Raw genomic sequence first — 16,576 nt, forward strand, 5'->3', positions numbered from 1 at the left:
CGTTCCTTTAGCTATCCGTTCCGAATCAGCCGGGCAGCTTGAAGTCGGCGACCGAGCGGCGCAGGTCGGCAGCGAGCTGCGCCAGGTTGCCGATCGACTCCGCCGTCTGGCTGGCGCCCATCGAGGTCTGCGAGGTGATCTCCTGAATCACGTTCATGGTGGCGGAGATGTTGGTCGCCGCCGCCGACTGCTGGCGGGCCGCCTCGGAGATGTTCTGAATCAGGTCGGCGAGGTCGTTCGACACCTTTTCGATCTCGCCCAGGGCGAGGCCGGCGTCCTCGGCCAGACGCGCACCCGCGACCACCTCGGCCGTCGTCTGCTCCATCGAGGACACCGCTTCGTTGGTGTCGGCCTGAATGGTCTGGACCAGGGTTTCGATTCGCTTGGTGGCGTTCGAGGCGCGTTCCGCAAGGCGCTGCACTTCGTCGGCCACGACCGCGAATCCGCGGCCCGCTTCACCGGCCGAGGCCGCCTGGATGGCGGCGTTCAGCGCCAGGATGTTGGTCTGCTCGGCGATGTCGTTGATCAGTTCGACGATCGAGCCGATTTCCTGCGAGCTTTCACCCAGTCGCTTGATTCGCTTCGAGGTTTCCTGGATCTGGTCACGGATCGAGTCCATGCCCTGAATCGTCTGCCGCACGACCTCGGCGCCCTTGGCGGCGATCTGCACCGAGCGCTGCGCAACGTCGGCCGACTCGGCGGAGTTCTTCGACACCTCGTCGATGGACACCGCGATCTCGTTGATCGCGGCCGAAGCCGAGGTGATCTGCTGGGCCTGGTGCTCGGCGGCTTCCGCCAGATGCATGGCGGTGGCCTGGGTCTCCTGGGCGGCGGCGGCCACCTGCACGGCGGTCTCGTTGATCGTGGTAACGAGGGATCGCAGCGCCTCGATGGCGAAGTTGATCGAGTCGGCGATCGCGCCTGTGATGTCCTCGGTGACGGTGGCGCGGACGGTCAGGTCGCCTTCGGCCAGCGAGCCCATTTCGTCCAGCAGTCGCAGAATCGCTTCCTGGTTACGCTGGTTCAGCTCCTGGGTGACCTGGAAGCGGCGGGTCTGGTCGCGGTACAGGGTGAACAGCAGGCCGACGATGCCGAGCAGGGTCAGGGCGCCGGCGATCAGGCCGAGCTGGACCGAGGGGAAGGCGCGGCTGCCCGGCAGCCGGGCAAAGGCGGCGTCGAGGTTCTCGGCTGAGCGCAGCAGATCCTCGGAGGACACGAAGATCTCGTCGGAGGCTTCCTTGACCTCGAGCAGCTGGGTGCTGCCGCCCATGATCGCCTCGACGTCACTCTGCACGCCACTGAACACCTCGGCGACCTCTTCGAGGCGCTGGCGGGCGGCGGCGCTGTCAACGCGGCGGATGTTGAGATCGGAAGCGCCGGAGGTCAGCGCGTTGAGGATCTGGCCGTAGAAGCTGGCCTCGCGGGACAGCGCATCGGCGGCCGAGATGGCACCGGCGCCACCCTGCAGGATCTGCGTCACGCGGCGGATCATGCGGTCGGCAAACAGGTTCTGGCGGGCGGCGATGTAGATCTGCTGGCTGGGCGCGCCGGACTCGATCATGGCCTGCACCGCGGCATCCATCTGGGTCTGCATCTGCGGCACCGCGGCGGAGAAGGCCGAGGCAGTGTCGAACAGGTCGAGAATCAGGTCCCGCGCGTCGAGGATGCGCTGCGCATTGGCGCTGATCGGCTGCCAGGTCTGATTGAGGCTGGTCAGCTGCTCGCTTACGCCGGAGACCCCCTCGTAGGCCGGCACGCCGCGCTCGCTGTCGCCCCCCTGCAGCGCGGCGAGATTGCGCCGGACCTGCTCGCGGGTCGCCTGCAGCTCGTCGAACGCGTCGAGGTCACCGTTGCCGGCGCCCTGGGCGAACTTGGCCACCTGCTGCGAGAGCACGCGGATGTCGGAGACGATGGCGCGCGCGTTGGTTTCCTGCGTGTTGTAGCGCGCGGTCAGGAAGAAGTTGGCCAGAAGCACACCCAACCCGACCAGCAGGATGATGACCCAGAGACCATAGGCGCTACGACGCTCGCGCCCTCCGACGGCTGCTGCTGCACTGCTCATTGTCTAACCTCGCCCCAGAAATGAATGATCAGGCCGCCGCGGCCTGTCGGAATTCCGCGGAACGCGCCAGTACGGCCATGTTGAACACGCCGTAGGTCACGCCGCCCACGTTGTAGCCCTGCGTCACGTACTGCTCGTAACGCCCCTGCGCGATCTCACCCGGATCGCAGCGCTGCTCGTCGGTGAAGTGCCGCTGGCCGAGCAGTTCGTCAATCAGGATGGCGACATTGCCACCCGGCTGGCGCACCACCAGCGCACGCTGGCTCTCGTGCAGTACGGTGCGCTCCCCCTCGAGAAACAGCTTGAGGTCGGCCACCGGCAGCAGGGTGCCGCGCACGTTGGCCACCCCAAGCAGCCAGTTCTGGCCGCCCGGCACCGGGGTGACCCCGGGCAGGGTGATGATCTCCATGACCTCGCCGAACATCGAGGCCAGACGGCGGTCGCCGAGCCGGTAGCCGACCCCGCGCCAGAGGCCGGCGGCATCGATCTGCTCGGGCGTGCCCGGCGTGTGGTCGAGGCTGCGGCGCTCGTAATCGGCCAGGATGGCGAACGGCGGAAGCGGCGAATTGCTCATGGACCTACTCGACCCCCTCGGGTAGCAATGCTCGGATCCGGTTGACCAGCTCGCGCTCGCTGGGCGGCTTGACCAGGTAATCCTTGGCGCCCTGACGCAGGCCCCAGACGCGATCGGTTTCCATGTTCTTGGTGCTGACGATGATCACCGGGATGTGCTGGGTGGCGGGGTCACGGGCCAGGGCCCGGGTCGCCTGGAACCCGTTCATGCCGGGCAGGATCACATCCATCAGCACAAGGTCGGGCAGTTGCGCCTTGGCGGTCGCGACGCCGTCCTCCGCGTTGTCGGCGGTGATCACGGTAAAGCCATTGCGCTCCAGCACGTTGCTGAACACGCGGGTATCGGTGGGAGAGTCGTCGACGATCAGGATGGTGGCCATGGGTTCCTTGCCGGTCCGGCTCAACGCTCGACGTGGCGGCGGATCGCCGACAGCAGTTCGTCGCGCGTGAAGGGCTTGGTGAGGTATTCCTCGGAGCCCACGATGCGGCCCTTGGCCTTGTCGAACAGGCCGTCCTTGCTCGAGAGCATGATCACCGGCGTGCCCTTGAACATCTGGTTGTTCTTGATCAGCGCGCAGGTCTGGTAGCCGTCCAGGCGCGGCATCATGATGTCGACGAAGATCACCTGCGGCTGGTGATCGGCGATCTTGGCAAGCGCCTCGAATCCGTCGGTGGCGGTGACCACGTCACAGCCTTCCTTCTTGAGCAGGGTCTCGGCCGTCCGGCGAATGGTCTTCGAATCATCGATGACCATGACCTTGAGCCCGGACAGGCTTCCTGCGCTTCCCGAATCTTCCATCCAGCTTCCCCTACGAGGGTGATCCCGGCTCTGCGCGCAAAAGCGCGCCCGTCCCCGCTATATCCCAGCGTTACCTCTAGCTGTCAAGCGAGCGTTAATGCTTTGCTAGTATAGCCGCGGCCTTTGTCTGCCGGCAGCGGAGCGCCGCGGCGCGTGGCCGGCCAACGACCCGATCAGGACCTTCGAGAGCAACCAAAGGATGGCGCTCAACATCGCGGTGGTGATGGATCCGATCGAGTCGGTGAAGATCGCCAAGGACTCGACCTTCGCCATGCTGCTGGAAGCCCAGCGGCGTGGCCACCGGCTGCTCTACGTCCGTCCCGGCAGTCTCGGGCTCGACCAGGGCACGCCCACGGCCGAGCTGGCCGGGCTTGCCGTGGCCGACGAGGCCGGGAGCCACTTCCGTCGGGACGAATACCGTCGCCAGCCGCTCTCCGAGGCCGACGTGGTGCTGATGCGCCGCGACCCGCCGGTCGACGCCAGCTATCTGCACGAGACGCAGATCCTCAGCCAGGCCCAGACCCTGGGCGTGCGCGTGCTGAACGACCCGACCGGCCTGCGCGACATGAACGAGAAGCTGTTCGCGCTGCACTTTCCGGCGCTCTGCCCGCGCACCCTGGTCAGCCGTGACGCGGTGGCTCTCAGGGCCTTCGTCGCCGAGCATGGCGAGTGCGTGCTCAAGCCGCTGGACGGCATGGGCGGCCGCTCGATCTTCCGGGTCCGTCGCGGCGACCCCAATCTCAACGTGATCCTCGAGACCCTGGCCCAGGGCGGCAGCGAGCTGGTCATGGCCCAGCAGTTCCTGCCGGCCATCAGCGAGGGTGACAAGCGCGTGCTGCTGGTCGACGGCGAACCCGCGCCCTATTGCCTCGCCCGGATCCCGCAGGGCGAGGATTTCCGCGGCAACCTGGCGGTGGGCGGTCGGGGCGAGGCGCGACCGATCTCGGACGCCGACCGGGCCATCGCCGAGGCGGTCGGGCCGACCCTGCGTGCCCGCGGCATGGTCTTCGTCGGCCTCGACGTGATCGGCGACCGGCTGACCGAGGTCAACGTCACCAGCCCGACCTGCATCCGCGAGATCGCCGCCCAGACCGGCTTCAACGTCGCCACCATGCTCTTCGACCACATCGAGGCCGCAACCGGGTGAGTGCCGCGCCGCGCATCACCCCGGGCGACCGCCTGCGCGCCACCGTCCTGTTCTCCCTGCTGGTCCACGCGATGCTGGTCTTCGGCATCGGCTTCGCCGTCGACGATCCGGCGCCGCTGGTCCCGACGCTGGACATCATTCTCACCGAAACCCGCAGCGAGACGCCGCCGGAAAAGGCCGATTTCCTGGCCGCCAGCAGCCAGCAGGGCGGCGGCGAGAGCGAGGAGGCCAAGCGGCCGAGCGAGCCGACCTCGGCCGACGTGCCCAAGGCGACGCCGGGCGTGGCCGCGGTCGAACAACCGGTCGGCGCTCCGGCCCCGCGCGAGGCCTCGACCCAGCCGGTGCTGACCGCCCGCGCCGAACGCCCCGAGGTGGCCCTGAACACCCAGGACCGTCCCGACCTGCCCCTGCCCGACCGCCGGCAGCTGATGGAGCGCTCGCTCGAGATGGCCCGGCTGGCGGCCGAGATCGAACGCCAGAGCCAGGCCTACGCCAAACGGCCGAAGCGCAAGTTCATCTCCGCCAACACCAAGGAATACGAGTACGCCGCCTACATGCGCGCCTGGGTGGCCCGGGTCGAGCGGATCGGCAACCTCAACTACCCGGAAGAGGCCAAGCGGCGGAATGTCCATGGCCAGCTGGTGATGACCGTCGCCGTGCGCCGCGACGGCAGCGTCGAGAGAATCGACATCATCCAGCCATCGGGCTTTCCCGTGCTGGACGACGCAGCCATGCGCACCGTGCGCCTGGCCGAGCCGTTCCCGGCCCTGCCGCAGGCCGGGGAGGGGGTCGACGTGCTGCATATCACCCGCACCTGGCAGTTCCTCGAGGGGGGCGTGCTGCGCAACCGCTGAGCCGGCCGGCTGAACCGTCGCCGCCCTGCCCCGTCAGCGTGGGGGCCGCTGGCCTTACAATGCGGCCATGGACAGCCCCGATTCCCTGGCCAACCACTTCCTGATCGCGCTGCCCGCGCTCGACGACCCGAACTTCTCGCGCGGGGTGACCTTGCTGTGCCAGCACAACGAGGAGGGCGCCATGGGGATCATGATCAATCGCGCCTCCGACTTCACCCTCGGCGACATCCTCGGGCAGATGGACATCCAATGCAGCGACGAGGCCCTGTCGGCTTCGCCGGTCCTGTTCGGCGGCCCGATCCAGCGCGAGCGCGGCTTCGTCCTGCACTCACCCGATCGTGACCAGTGGGACTCCAGCTACCGCATCTCGGGCGAGCTGTGCCTGACGACCTCGCGGGACATCCTGGTCGCGATGGCCGAGGGCAAGGGTCCGCAGCACGCGGTGGTGGCGCTGGGCTACGCCGGATGGAATGCCGGCCAGCTCGAGTCCGAGCTGCAGGAGGATTCCTGGCTGACCGTGCGCGCCGATCTCACCGTGCTCTTCCACACCGGCATCGACCAGCGCTGGATGGCGGCCGCCAAGCTGATCGGCCTCGATCTCTCCCAGCTCGCCCCGTATTCCGGCCACGCATGAGCGGACAGGCTGGTCCGGCGCTCGGCTTCGATGTCGGCAGCCGCTGGATCGGCGTGGCCATCGGCAATCGCCTCACCGGCAGCGCCCGGCCGCTCTGCGTGATCGACCGCGAGCGCGAGGATGTCTGGGCCGTCCTGGCCCGCCTGCTGCACGAATGGCGGCCCTCGTCCCTGGTCGTGGGCGACCCCTTGACCCTCGACGGCGCGGAACAGGAAGCGACCCTGGTCGCCCGCCGCTTTGCCCGTCAGCTGGAGGGCCGCCTCGGCCTGCCGGTCAGCCTGGTCGACGAACGCCACAGCTCCCGCGAGGCCAGCGAGCAGTTCGCCCGGGCACGCAGCCGCGGCGCCGCCCGCCGTCGCGACGCCGCGCAGATCGATGCCCATGCCGCAGCCGCCATCCTGCAGCGCTGGCTGGATGCCGGCGCCCCGTCCAGTCCCCAGGAAGCCCCCACGCCATGACCCACGCCACGCTCCGCCACCTGCTCAGCCTTGCCGACCTCAGTGCCAGCGAGCTCGATCGCCTGCTGCAGCGTGCCCAGTCGCTGCGCGAGCGCGCGCTCGGCGCGCCGCTGCCCGAGGCCCCGCTCGCCGGCAAGACCGTGGTCAACCTGTTCTTCGAGCCCTCGACCCGCACCCGCAGCTCCTTCGAACTGGCCGCCAAGCGGCTCGGCGCCACCGTACTGAACTTCGACATGGCGAACTCGTCCACGCGCAAGGGCGAGACCCTGGCCGACACCCTCTACACGCTGGAGGCCATGGGCGCCGACGTCTTCGTCGTCCGCCACGGCACCGACGGCGTGGTCGCCCAGCTGGCCTCGATCTGCGCGCCGCGTTCCCGGCTGGTCAATGCGGGCGACGGCCGCAGCCATCACCCGACCCAGGGCCTGCTCGACATGCTGACCATCCGCCAGCACAAGGGCCAGGACTTCTCGACCCTGAGCGTCGCCCTGATCGGCGATATCCGCCACTCGCGCGTCGCCCGCTCGGACCTGCGCGCGCTACGCCTGTTGAACACCGGCGAGATCCGCATCGCCGCGCCGGAGTCGCTGCTACCGGAGTCCTCGGTGCAGGAAGGCTGCCGACTCTGCACCAGCGCCGACGAGGCCGTGGAGGGCGCCGACGTGGTGATGACCCTGCGCCTGCAGCGCGAACGCATGGAGGAAGGCCTGGTGACCTCGCTCGAGGCCTATTTCCGCGACTGGGGCATCACCCCCGAGCGCCTCGCCCTCGCCAAGCCCGACGCCATCGTCATGCATCCCGGCCCGATGAACCGCGGCGTGGAGATCGCCGATGCCGTCGCCGACGGCCCGCAGTCGGTGATTCGCGAGCAGGTCAGCAATGGGGTGGCAGTGAGGATGGCGGTGCTTGAAGCGTTGGCTTGAGCCAACGCTTCAGTGATTCGTGATTCGTGATTGGTGATTCGCAAGAGCAGAGTCGCCTCAGTGGGCCGGTGCCCGCTTTGACGAATCACCAATCACGAATCACCGATCACGGCTTCTAACGCGTCTCCATCACCTCGACGCCATCCAGACCCTGCGACAGGGTGTGCGCGTCGCCGCCCTGGGCGAGCTTGATTCGCAGGCGGACCTCGTTGCTGGAGTCGGCGTGGCGCAGGGCGTCCTCGTAGCTGATCTCGCCGGCCTGATACAGCTCGAACAGGGCCTGGTCGAAGGTCTTCATGCCGAGGTTGGTCGACTCCTTCATCACTTCCTTGATCTTGTGCACCTCGCCGTCGCGGATGTAGTCCTGGATCAGCGGCGTGCCGAGCATGATCTCCATCGCGCAGCGGCGGGCCTTGCCATCCGGCGTCGGCACCAGCTGCTGGGCGACGATACCCTTGAGGTTCAGCGACAGGTCCATCAGCAGCTGGCTGCGACGGTCCTCGGGGAAGAAGTTGATGATGCGGTCCAGCGCCTGGTTGGCGTTGTTGGCGTGCAGGGTGCAGAGCACGAGATGGCCGGTTTCGGCGAAGGCGATGGCGTGGTCCATGCCTTCGCGGGTGCGCACCTCGCCGATCATGATCACGTCGGGCGCCTGGCGCAGGGTGTTCTTCAGCGCCGCCTCCCAGCTGTCGGTGTCGATGCCGACCTCGCGCTGGGTGATGATGCAGCCCTCGTGCTTGTGCACGAACTCGATCGGGTCCTCGATGGTGATGATGTGGCCCGAACTGTTCTGGTTCCGGTAGCCGATCATCGCCGCCAGCGAGGTCGACTTACCCGTGCCCGTGGCGCCGACGAAGATGATGATGCCGCGCTTGGTCATCGCCAGCGTCTTGATGATCGGCGGCAGGTTGAGCTCTTCGACGGTGGGGATCTTGGTCTCGATCCGGCGCAGCACCATGCCGACTTGGTTGCGCTGGTAGAAGCAGGACACGCGGAAGCGGCCGACGCCGGAGACGCCGATGGCGAAGTTGCACTCGTGGGTCTTCTCGAACTCCTCGCGCTGGCTCGGCGTCATCACGTTGAGCACCAGGTCGCGGGACTGCTGCGGCGTCAGCGGATTCTGCGTGATCGGCTGCACCCTCCCCGAGACCTTCATCGACGGCGGCACGCCGGCGGTGATGAACAGGTCCGACGCCTTCTTGTGCGCCATCAGTTTCAGGAAGCTGGTGAAGTCGATGCTGCTCATGTCAGAAGCCCGTGATTGGTGATTCGTGATTCGTGATTCGTAAAAGCATGATCGTGCGAGGCCAAGCTCTTACGAATCACGAATCACGAATCACGAATCACCCGCTTGTTCGATCAATCGAACAAGCGCTTGTCCTTGGCGTACTCACGCGCCTGCTGGCGGATGATCTGGCCGCGCTTGACCAGGTCCTGCAGGCACTGGTCGAGGGTCTGCATGCCGTACTGCTGGCCGGTCTGGATGGACGAGTACATCTGCGCCACCTTGTCCTCTCGGATCAGGTTGCGGATGGCGGGGATGGCGACCATGATCTCGTGCGCAGCGATGCGCCCGCCGCCGACCTTCTTCAGCAGCGACTGCGAGATCACCGCGCGCAGCGACTCCGACAGCATCGAGCGGACCATCGGCTTCTCGCCGGCGGGGAACACGTCGATGATGCGGTCGATCGTCTTGGCCGCCGAGCTGGTATGCAGGGTGCCGAACACCAGATGCCCGGTCTCCGCCGCGGTCAGCGCGAGGCGGATGGTCTCGAGGTCACGCAGCTCGCCGACGAGGATGTAGTCGGGATCCTCGCGCAGCGCGGAACGCAGGGCTTCGTTGAAGCCGTGGGTGTCGCGGTGCACCTCGCGCTGGTTGATCAGACACTTGTTCGAGGTGTGCACGAACTCGATCGGATCCTCGACGGTGAGGATGTGGCCATACTCGTTCTTGTTGACGTGGTCGACCATCGCCGCAAGCGTGGTCGACTTGCCCGAGCCGGTCGGGCCGGTGACCAGGATCAGGCCCTGCGGCTGCTCGATCAGCTCCTTGAACACCTTCGGCGCGGCCAGGTCCTCAAGCGAGAGCACCTCGGAGGGAATCGTCCGGAACACCGCGCCGGCGCCGCGATTCTGGTTGAAGGCATTGACGCGGAAGCGGGCGAGCCCGGCGATCTCGAAGCTGAAGTCGCACTCGAGGAACTCCTCGTAGTCGCGCCTTTGCTTGTCCGACATGATGTCGTAGACCAGCGTGTGGACCTGCTTGTGGTCCAGCGCCGGGATGTTGATCCGGCGGACGTCGCCATCGACGCGGATCATCGGCGGCAGGCCGGCCGAGAGATGCAGGTCCGAGGCCTTGTTCTTGACCGAGAAGGCCAACAGCTCAGCGATATCCATGCCCACCCCCAAAAAATGACGAAGGCCTTCACGCCCGCGGATGGCAGGATGCCGTCCGGTGGTTAAGCTGTTGTCGAGTATAGCGCCGAACCACCACCGTCGCGGAAGCAGCGAAAACCCTCCATCCATGAGTTCCAGCGCACAACCCATCGACCGCATCCGGGAGCGTATCTCCCAGGCCGCGGACGGCCGCCAGGTCGACCTGCTCGCTGTCAGCAAGACCCGCAGCGACATCGAGGTCCGGGCGCTTGCCGAGTCCAGCGGGCAGCGCGCCTTTGGCGAGAACTATGTGCAGGAGGCCATGGCCAAGCGCGAGGCGCTGGCCGACCTCGGCCCGGTCTGGCACCTGATCGGCCACCTGCAGAGCAACAAGTGCCGCGAGGCGGCCGAGACCTTCGACTGGATCGATTCCATCGACCGCGCCAAGCTGATCGCTCCGCTGGCGCGCTTCCGGCCGGCCGATCGGGCACCTCTGAACCTGCTGATCCAGGTCAATATCGATGATGAGGACAGCAAGTCCGGCTGCCGCCCCGACCAGATCGAGGCGCTGGCCGCCGCGATCGCTGCCGAATCGCGGCTGAAGCTGCGCGGCCTGATGGCGATCCCGGCCCCCGGCGACCCGGCCTCGCTGCGTCGCGCCTTCGCCGCGATGCGCCAGCTGTTCGAGCGGCTGCGTGCCACGCACCGGGACGCCGACACGCTGTCGATGGGCATGAGCGACGACTTCGAGCTGGCGATCGCCGAGGGCGCCACCCAGGTCCGCATCGGCACGGCGCTGTTCGGGCCGCGCCCCGGCAAGTCCTGAGCAGGACCCGGCGGGCGCTCACCGGCGGTTGCTATGCTTGGGCGATTTACCAGGACCTGCCGCGTATGAGTGAAGCCGCCTCCGCCCTGCCCCGCGATATCCGCATCGCCTTCATCGGCGGCGGCAACATGGCGCGCGCCCTGATCGGCGGGCTGTGCCGGCGCGGCGCCGAGCCCGGGCGGATCCGGGTCGCCGAACCCCAGGCCGCACTCCGCGAGGGGCTCAAGGCCGACTTCGGCGTTGTCGCCACCGCGTCGGGCACCGAGGCGGTGGCCGACGCCGACGTGGTGCTGCTGGCAGTGAAACCGCAGGTGATGCGCGAGGCGCTGGGCGATCTGGCCGCGTCGCTTCCTGACGGCGCCCTGCTGGTTTCGATCGCCGCCGGCCTGACCAGCAGCCAGATCGACCGCTGGGCAGGCGGCGGACGCCGCGTAGTGCGCGCCATGCCGAACACGCCGGCCCTGATCGGCCAGGGCGCCACCGGACTGTTCGCCTCTGCAGCCTGCGACGAGGCCGACCGTGACCGGGCCGAGGCCCTGCTCGGCGCGGTCGGCGCCTGCGCCTGGGTCGAGGAGGAGTCGCAGATGGACGCGGTCACCGCGCTGTCCGGCAGCGGCCCCGCCTATCTGTTCCTGCTTGCCGAGGCGATGCAGGCAGCCGGCGAGCGCGAGGGCCTGCCCGCCGACGTCGCCCGCCGGCTGGCAAGGCAGACCGTGGCCGGCGCCGCGGCCATGCTGGTCGCCGACGAGACCGAGGCGGGTGAACAGCGACGCCGGGTCACCTCGCCGAACGGCACCACCCAGGCGGCGGTCGAGTCGCTGCAGGCCGACGGCTTCGAAGCCCTGGTCGGCCGGGCGATCGCTGCCGCCCGGCGGCGCGGCGCCGAGCTGTCCGCCGCGGCGGAGGGCTGAGCCATGGGCTACGTCGCCAACGCCGGTGCCATCCTCATCCACGTCCTGTTCGGGCTGTTGATCGGCCTCTTCGTGCTGCGCGTGCTGCTGCAGCTGGTGCGGGCAAACTTCTACAACCCGATCTGCCAGTTCTTCTATAAAGCGACCAACCCGGTCCTGATGCCGATGCGCCGCGTGTTCAAGCCCTGGCGAGCGCTGGACACTGCCGGCCTGCTGGTCGCGCTCGTGCTGTGCGCGATCAAGGTCTGGCTTCTGGCGGCGCTGTCCGGCTTCGGGCTGTCGCCCGGAGCGCTGGCGGTGCTGGCGCTTGCCGGCCTGATCGACTTCGTCCTGACCCTGTATTTCTGGCTGATCATCATCCGTATCGTGGCGAGCTTCTTCGCCACCGACAGCTACCATCCGATCATCCCGCCCCTGACCCAGCTCACCGAGCCGGTGCTGGCGCCGCTGCGCCGGGCGCTGCCCGCGCTCGGCCCCTTCGACCTGTCACCCCTGGTCGCGACGCTGGGCATCCTGCTGGCACAGGCGCTGCTGGTGGCACCGCTGACCGACCTGGGCATGGCACTCGCACGAGGCTGAAGACAATGCGCATCCTGCTCACCTGCCTGCTGTTCATCGCTTCCCAAGCCTTCGCCCAGGACAGCCTGACCCGCGATGGCTACACCGTCTATTACAGCGCCATCCCGACCCTCGACCTGACCCCCGAGGTGGCCCGGGGCTACGCCATCACGCGGTCGGAGCAGCGCGCCCTGCTGAACATTTCGATCCGCCGTGATACGGAGGCGGGCAACGTGGCGGTGCGCGCCGCGATCAGCGGCAGCGTGCAGAACGATGCCGGACAGGCGCAGCGCGTCACCGTGCGCGAGATCCGCGAGGGCGATGCCATCTACTACCTCGCCGAGCCACGCATGCGCCCGGGCGACACCCTGCGCTTCGATCTTGTGGTCACCCCCGAGGGCAGCACGCAGCCAATCAGCGTGCGCTTCTCGCGTCCGTTCTTCAGGTGAGCCTGCGCCTGCTGGCGGTGCGCCACGGCCAGGCTTCGTTCTCGGCCGAGGACTACGACCAGCTGTCCGAACTGGGCAGCGCCCAGGCCGAGGCATTGGGCAGCTGGCTGGCCGATCACGAGCCACGCTTCGACCGTGTCCTCTGCGGCCGCCTGCGCCGCCACGCCCAGACCCTCGACGGCATCGCCGCGGCGCTGGGCCGCTCGGGCCACGCGCTGCCACCGACCCGGATCGACCCGCGGCTGGACGAGTTCGACCACCGCCAGCTGGCGGTCGCCTTCGTTCGTGCCTTTCCTCAGCACCCCGTTTCGCTGGGCGCCAAACAGGGACGCTCGCGCGACCTCACCGCTCTGTTGCGCCTTCTGCGCGAGGCGCTGCTCAGCTGGACCCGTGACGAACTGCCCGAGGCCGCGGAGAGCTGGGCCACCTTCCGCCAGCGCACGCGCTCGGTGCTGACCGAGCTGGCCTCGGGCGAGCGGCAGTCGGTGCTGCTGGTGTCCTCGGCCGGGGTGATCGCGCAGCTCGCCGCCGAATCGCTGGAACTGCCTGACCATCGCAGCATCGATCTCAACATGAGCCTGCGCAACAGCGCCCTGTGCGAACTTCATGCCGGAGAGACCGGCATCCAGCTGCGCAGCTGGAACGGCCTGCCGCATCTCGCCGACCGACGGTCGATGTGGACGCACGTGTGACCTCCCGGACCGCCCACGCACCACCACAGGCGCGTTAACTTCTTCCGCCATCGGCGAGCGCCCCGCTGCGGAGCGCCCGTCGCGACGGGGAGACAACGTGAAACCACTTCTGCTGCGCTGCCTGCTGGTCCTGCTCATGGGACTTCTGCCGCTGTCCGCCAGCGAGGCCCAGTCGGTGTTCGGCGACGGCTTCGAAGGAGGCTTCCCGGCCACCGACATCGACGCCGCCCGGCTGCTGAGCCAGGCCACCTTCGGCCCTTCGCCCGCGGCCCTCGACGAGGTGCGCCAGCGCGGTGTCGCAGGCTGGGTCGAGCACCAGCTGGGCCTGCCCCCGACCTTTCACCTGCCGGTGCTGCAGGAAGTCCGCGCCGGCGGCCAGCCGGTCTATCAGAACGTGCGAACCGATGCCTGGTTCCGCCGCGCCCTCTACGCCCCGGACCAGCTGCGCCAGCGCATGGCCTTCGCCCTCTCGCAGATCTTCGTCGTCTCCGACGCCTCGGGTGGCCTCGGCGGGCGCGAGTTCGCCCTGGCCCAGTACTACGACCTGCTGCTCGACCACGCCTTCGGCAACTACCGCGACCTGCTCGAGGCGGTCACCCTGCATCCCACCATGGGCGTCTACCTGTCGATGATGGGCAACCAGAAGCCCGACCCGGCATCGAACATCCGCCCGGACGAGAACTACGCCCGCGAGATCATGCAGCTGTTCTCGATCGGGCTGGTGATGCTGGAGGCCGACGGCAGCGTGCGCGATGGCGACCCGGGCACGCCCGGCATCCAGCCCATCCCGACCTACGACCAGGACGCCATCCGCGGCTTCGCCCATGTGTTCACCGGCTGGAAGTGGCTGGAGTGCGAGGGATCGCGCGAGACCCATCCGTGGGAATGGCAGTACTGCGGGCCGGAACCGGAGACACAGGCCGGCAGCGGCTGGATGAGCCCGATGCGCCCGGTCGAATACCAGCACGACCGCGCCGCCAAGGACCTGCTCTCCTATCAGGGGGTCGGGAGGGGGAGCGTGCTGCGGATCCCCGCCGACGGTGACGCGCGCAGCGATCTCGACGATGCGCTGGACACCCTCGCCATGCATCCGAACGTCGCCCCGTTCATCTCGCGCCAGCTGATCCAGCGCCTGGTCACCAGCAACCCCAGTCCGGCCTACATCGGGCGCATCAGCGCGGTGTTCAACGACGACGGTGCGGGCGGCTACGGCAACCTCGGCGCCGTGCTGCGGGCGATCCTCCTCGATCCAGAGGCCCGCGATCCGGCGGCTGCCGCGCAAGCCGGCTACGGCAAGCTGCGCGAGCCGCTGCTGCGCCGCACCCATCTATGGCGGGCGATGGGCGCCGTCTCACCCAGCGGTCGCTACAACGAGTGGGGCCTGCAGGAACGCTTCGGCCAGGCGCCGCTCGGCGCGCCCTCGGTCTTCAACTTCTACTTTCCCCACCACAGCCCGCCGGGCGAGATCGCCGATGCCGGCCAGGTCGCCCCCGAGTTCCAGATCACGACCGATACCGCGATCGTCGCGATCAGCAATGACCTGGCCGGGCGGGTGTTCTACGCCTACCAGGGCAATCCCTACGCCGAGGACGATGACATGCTGATCGACCTGTCGGCGGACCTGGCGCTGGCCGACCAGCCGGCGCGCCTGGTCGATCGCTACAACCTGCTGTTCATGCATGGGCGGATGCCACCGGCCATGCGCCAGGTGCTGATCGACCACATCGAGGGAATCGGTTCGCAGTACAACGCCAACTGGCGACTCGACCGCGTGCGCGACACGCTCGCCCTGATCCTCACCTCCGCGCAGTACGCGGTACAACGCTAGGAAACCGCCATGAACCGACGCGAATGGCTGAAGTCTTCGCTGCTGGCCGGCGCCGGCGCGGGTTCCCTGCTCGGGCCGCTGGGCCAGCTGCGGCTGATCTCCGGCGCCGCCCAGGCCGCCAACAAGGGCGCAGCGGACTACCGCGCCCTGGTCTGCGTGTTCCTCTACGGCGGCAACGACAGCTTCAACACCATCGTCCCGCGTGATGCCGCCACCCACGCGGTCTACACCGCCTCGCGCGGCGGCAGCCTGGTGATCCCTCGCGCCGATGCGCAGGCCCTGCCGCTGAACCCGCTGGCAGCCCCCGCGGGGGGCGGAGAGTACGGCCTGCATCCCGGCATGCAGGGCCTGCAACAGCTTTTCAATGGCGGGCAGTGCGCGGTGGTGGCCAATGTCGGGCCGCTGACCGTGCCAACCACGCGCAGCCAGTTCCGCAACGGCAGCGTACCGGTGCCGCCGCAGCTGTTCTCGCACAACGACCAGATCGTCATGTGGGAGACCTCCCTGCCCGACTCCACCGAGCGCACCGGCTGGGCCGGCCGCGCAGCCGACCTTTTGAGGTTCGCCAACGCCGAGCAGAGGCTGTCCACCTGCATCTCCCTCAGCGGCGCCAACGGCATGCAGGTGGGCCGCGACGTGCAGCCCTACTTCATGGGCGTGCAGGGCACCGAATCGATCGATTTCATCGAGAACAGCTGGAACGCGCACCGCCTGGCCAGCTTCGAGGCACTCCAGCAGTTGGCCGAGCGGCCGACCGCTCATCGTTTCGAGCGCCAGTACGCGTCGGTCATGCGCCGTGCCCGCGACACCCATGCCCTGCTCTCCGCCGCGCTGGACGCGACCCCGGCACCGGCCACCGCATTCCCGGCCTCGCGCCTCGGCCGGCAGCTCGCGATGGTGGCGCGGATGATCGCCGCCCGCGAACGGATAGGGGTCAGCCGCCAGGTCTTCTTTGTCAGCGACGGCGGCTACGACACGCATGACAACCAGCTCGAGGATCATGCCGCCCTGCTGCCCAACCTGTCGGCCAGTCTGCGCGCCTTCTACGACGCGACGGTGGAACTTGGCGTTGCAAATTCGGTGACCAGCTTTACCGCCAGTGACTTCGGTCGGACGGTCAGCGTCAACGGCGACGGCACCGATCACGGCTGGGGCGGCCACCACTTCGTCATCGGCGGCGGCGTCCAGGGTCGCCGCTTCCTCGGCACCATGCCGAACCTGCAGTCGGACGGCCCGGACGATGCGGCCTGGGGCCAGATCATCCCGACCACCTCGGTCGACCAGTACGCCGGCACCCTCGCCCGCTGGCTCGGCGCCTCCGACACCGAGATCCGCAGCACCGTGGTTCCGAACATCGGTCGGTTTGGCGGCAGCGACCCGTACCTGCCGCTGTTTGCCTGATCCGAACGGTAGCAAGGGGCGCGAAGTTCGCATTCGCCCCGGTCCCGCTGTAGGAGCCAGCTTGCTGGCGATAGTCGCCCCGGAT

Annotated in this window: 18 protein-coding genes; 12 read left to right on the forward strand and 6 right to left on the reverse strand. The window is 68.3% G+C overall.

All coding sequences use genetic code 11. The annotated features are described in order from the left end of the window. Positions 1-25: 25 nt before the first annotated feature. Genes M0G41_RS11835 through pilG form a run of 4 tightly spaced genes read right to left on the reverse strand, consistent with a single transcriptional unit; the run spans position 26 to position 3,434 of the window. Positions 26-2,062 (reverse strand): methyl-accepting chemotaxis protein, encoded by a 2,037-nt coding sequence (locus M0G41_RS11835; RefSeq protein ID WP_248209431.1) that lies wholly within the window; start codon positions 2,060-2,062, stop codon positions 26-28. A 28-nt stretch (positions 2,063-2,090) separates the two neighbouring features. Further along, positions 2,091-2,636 carry a chemotaxis protein CheW gene (locus M0G41_RS11840; protein WP_248209432.1) on the reverse strand — a complete coding sequence of 182 codons (546 nt, stop codon included), beginning with the start codon at positions 2,634-2,636 and terminating at the stop codon, positions 2,091-2,093. Positions 2,637-2,640: 4 nt separating this feature from the next. Continuing rightward, on the reverse strand, positions 2,641-3,015 hold the full coding sequence (locus tag M0G41_RS11845; RefSeq protein WP_248209433.1) for a response regulator transcription factor: 375 nt from the start codon (positions 3,013-3,015) through the stop codon (positions 2,641-2,643). 20 nt (positions 3,016-3,035) lie between these two features. Then, positions 3,036-3,434, reverse strand: coding sequence for a response regulator (gene pilG / locus M0G41_RS11850; RefSeq protein WP_248209434.1), 399 nt, complete (start codon positions 3,432-3,434; stop codon positions 3,036-3,038). A gap of 199 nt (positions 3,435-3,633) precedes the next feature. On the opposite strand from pilG, the gene gshB reads away from it, so the two are divergent. The 5 genes from gshB (at position 3,634) to M0G41_RS11875 (ending at position 7,450) form a co-directional block, all read left to right on the forward strand. After that, on the forward strand, positions 3,634-4,581 hold the full coding sequence (gene gshB, locus M0G41_RS11855; RefSeq protein WP_248209436.1) for a glutathione synthase: 948 nt from the start codon (positions 3,634-3,636) through the stop codon (positions 4,579-4,581). After that, the gene (locus M0G41_RS11860) at positions 4,578-5,435 is read left to right on the forward strand and encodes an energy transducer TonB (protein WP_248209437.1); all 858 of its coding nucleotides are present in this window, start codon (positions 4,578-4,580) and stop codon (positions 5,433-5,435) included. The genes gshB and M0G41_RS11860 overlap by 4 nt, the downstream gene beginning before the upstream one ends. 67 nt (positions 5,436-5,502) lie before the next feature. Then, a complete protein-coding gene (locus M0G41_RS11865) occupies positions 5,503-6,069 on the forward strand; it encodes a YqgE/AlgH family protein (protein WP_248209441.1) in 567 nt (188 codons plus the stop codon). Beyond that, a complete protein-coding gene (ruvX, locus tag M0G41_RS11870; protein WP_248209443.1) occupies positions 6,066-6,527 on the forward strand; it encodes a Holliday junction resolvase RuvX in 462 nt (153 codons plus the stop codon). The genes M0G41_RS11865 and ruvX overlap by 4 nt, the downstream gene beginning before the upstream one ends. Beyond that, the gene (locus tag M0G41_RS11875) at positions 6,524-7,450 is read left to right on the forward strand and encodes an aspartate carbamoyltransferase catalytic subunit (RefSeq protein WP_248209445.1); all 927 of its coding nucleotides are present in this window, start codon (positions 6,524-6,526) and stop codon (positions 7,448-7,450) included. The genes ruvX and M0G41_RS11875 overlap by 4 nt, the downstream gene beginning before the upstream one ends. Before the next feature lie 115 nt (positions 7,451-7,565). On the opposite strand, the gene M0G41_RS11880 is transcribed toward M0G41_RS11875, so the two are convergent. Both M0G41_RS11880 and M0G41_RS11885 read right to left on the reverse strand, forming a co-directional pair. Next, positions 7,566-8,696: a PilT/PilU family type 4a pilus ATPase gene (locus M0G41_RS11880; protein WP_248209446.1), complete on the reverse strand. Its 1,131-nt coding sequence runs from the start codon at positions 8,694-8,696 to the stop codon at positions 7,566-7,568. A 113-nt stretch (positions 8,697-8,809) separates the two neighbouring features. After that, positions 8,810-9,847, reverse strand: a complete 1,038-nt coding sequence (locus M0G41_RS11885) for a type IV pilus twitching motility protein PilT (protein ID WP_248209448.1) — start codon at positions 9,845-9,847, stop codon at positions 8,810-8,812. Positions 9,848-9,974: 127 nt separating this feature from the next. Between M0G41_RS11885 and M0G41_RS11890 the strand changes: the two genes are divergently transcribed. The 7 genes from M0G41_RS11890 to M0G41_RS11920 all read left to right on the forward strand — a co-directional run bounded on the left by M0G41_RS11890 (position 9,975) and on the right by M0G41_RS11920 (position 16,491). Then, positions 9,975-10,652 (forward strand): YggS family pyridoxal phosphate-dependent enzyme, encoded by a 678-nt coding sequence (locus tag M0G41_RS11890; protein ID WP_248209450.1) that lies wholly within the window; start codon positions 9,975-9,977, stop codon positions 10,650-10,652. A gap of 65 nt (positions 10,653-10,717) precedes the next feature. Next, on the forward strand, positions 10,718-11,563 hold the full coding sequence (gene proC / locus M0G41_RS11895; RefSeq protein ID WP_248209453.1) for a pyrroline-5-carboxylate reductase: 846 nt from the start codon (positions 10,718-10,720) through the stop codon (positions 11,561-11,563). Between the two features lie 3 nt (positions 11,564-11,566). Continuing rightward, on the forward strand, positions 11,567-12,142 hold the full coding sequence (locus tag M0G41_RS11900) for a YggT family protein (protein WP_248209454.1): 576 nt from the start codon (positions 11,567-11,569) through the stop codon (positions 12,140-12,142). 5 nt (positions 12,143-12,147) lie between these two features. After that, entirely contained in the window at positions 12,148-12,570 is a 423-nt protein-coding gene (locus M0G41_RS11905; RefSeq protein WP_248209458.1) for a DUF4426 domain-containing protein, read from the forward strand. Beyond that, on the forward strand, positions 12,567-13,262 hold the full coding sequence (locus tag M0G41_RS11910) for a histidine phosphatase family protein (RefSeq protein WP_248209462.1): 696 nt from the start codon (positions 12,567-12,569) through the stop codon (positions 13,260-13,262). Before M0G41_RS11905 ends, M0G41_RS11910 begins: the two co-directional genes overlap by 4 nt. A 97-nt stretch (positions 13,263-13,359) precedes the next feature. Next, complete coding sequence (locus tag M0G41_RS11915) at positions 13,360-15,090, forward strand: DUF1800 domain-containing protein (protein WP_248209465.1); 1,731 nt, start codon at positions 13,360-13,362, stop codon at positions 15,088-15,090. Positions 15,091-15,099: 9 nt separating this feature from the next. Next, on the forward strand, positions 15,100-16,491 hold the full coding sequence (locus M0G41_RS11920; RefSeq protein WP_248209467.1) for a DUF1501 domain-containing protein: 1,392 nt from the start codon (positions 15,100-15,102) through the stop codon (positions 16,489-16,491). Positions 16,492-16,576: the final 85 nt, after the last annotated feature.

Source organism: Pseudomarimonas salicorniae (assembly GCF_023156535.1).
Lineage (GTDB): Bacteria > Pseudomonadota > Gammaproteobacteria > Xanthomonadales > Xanthomonadaceae > Pseudomarimonas > Pseudomarimonas salicorniae.

Excerpts from the sequence above, each read along its gene's own strand:
- M0G41_RS11835 (WP_248209431.1), bottom strand. The coding sequence starts at position 2,062 with ATGAGCAGTGCAGCAGCAGCCGTCGGAGGGCGCGAGCGTCGTAGCGCC.
- M0G41_RS11840 (WP_248209432.1), bottom strand. The coding sequence starts at position 2,636 with ATGAGCAATTCGCCGCTTCCGCCGTTCGCCATCCTGGCCGATTACGAG.
- M0G41_RS11845 (WP_248209433.1), bottom strand. The coding sequence starts at position 3,015 with ATGGCCACCATCCTGATCGTCGACGACTCTCCCACCGATACCCGCGTG.
- pilG (WP_248209434.1), bottom strand. The coding sequence starts at position 3,434 with ATGGAAGATTCGGGAAGCGCAGGAAGCCTGTCCGGGCTCAAGGTCATG.
- gshB (WP_248209436.1), top strand. The coding sequence starts at position 3,634 with ATGGCGCTCAACATCGCGGTGGTGATGGATCCGATCGAGTCGGTGAAG.
- M0G41_RS11865 (WP_248209441.1), top strand. The coding sequence starts at position 5,503 with ATGGACAGCCCCGATTCCCTGGCCAACCACTTCCTGATCGCGCTGCCC.
- ruvX (WP_248209443.1), top strand. The coding sequence starts at position 6,066 with ATGAGCGGACAGGCTGGTCCGGCGCTCGGCTTCGATGTCGGCAGCCGC.
- M0G41_RS11875 (WP_248209445.1), top strand. The coding sequence starts at position 6,524 with ATGACCCACGCCACGCTCCGCCACCTGCTCAGCCTTGCCGACCTCAGT.
- M0G41_RS11880 (WP_248209446.1), bottom strand. The coding sequence starts at position 8,696 with ATGAGCAGCATCGACTTCACCAGCTTCCTGAAACTGATGGCGCACAAG.
- M0G41_RS11885 (WP_248209448.1), bottom strand. The coding sequence starts at position 9,847 with ATGGATATCGCTGAGCTGTTGGCCTTCTCGGTCAAGAACAAGGCCTCG.
- M0G41_RS11890 (WP_248209450.1), top strand. The coding sequence starts at position 9,975 with ATGAGTTCCAGCGCACAACCCATCGACCGCATCCGGGAGCGTATCTCC.
- proC (WP_248209453.1), top strand. The coding sequence starts at position 10,718 with ATGAGTGAAGCCGCCTCCGCCCTGCCCCGCGATATCCGCATCGCCTTC.
- M0G41_RS11900 (WP_248209454.1), top strand. The coding sequence starts at position 11,567 with ATGGGCTACGTCGCCAACGCCGGTGCCATCCTCATCCACGTCCTGTTC.
- M0G41_RS11905 (WP_248209458.1), top strand. The coding sequence starts at position 12,148 with ATGCGCATCCTGCTCACCTGCCTGCTGTTCATCGCTTCCCAAGCCTTC.
- M0G41_RS11920 (WP_248209467.1), top strand. The coding sequence starts at position 15,100 with ATGAACCGACGCGAATGGCTGAAGTCTTCGCTGCTGGCCGGCGCCGGC.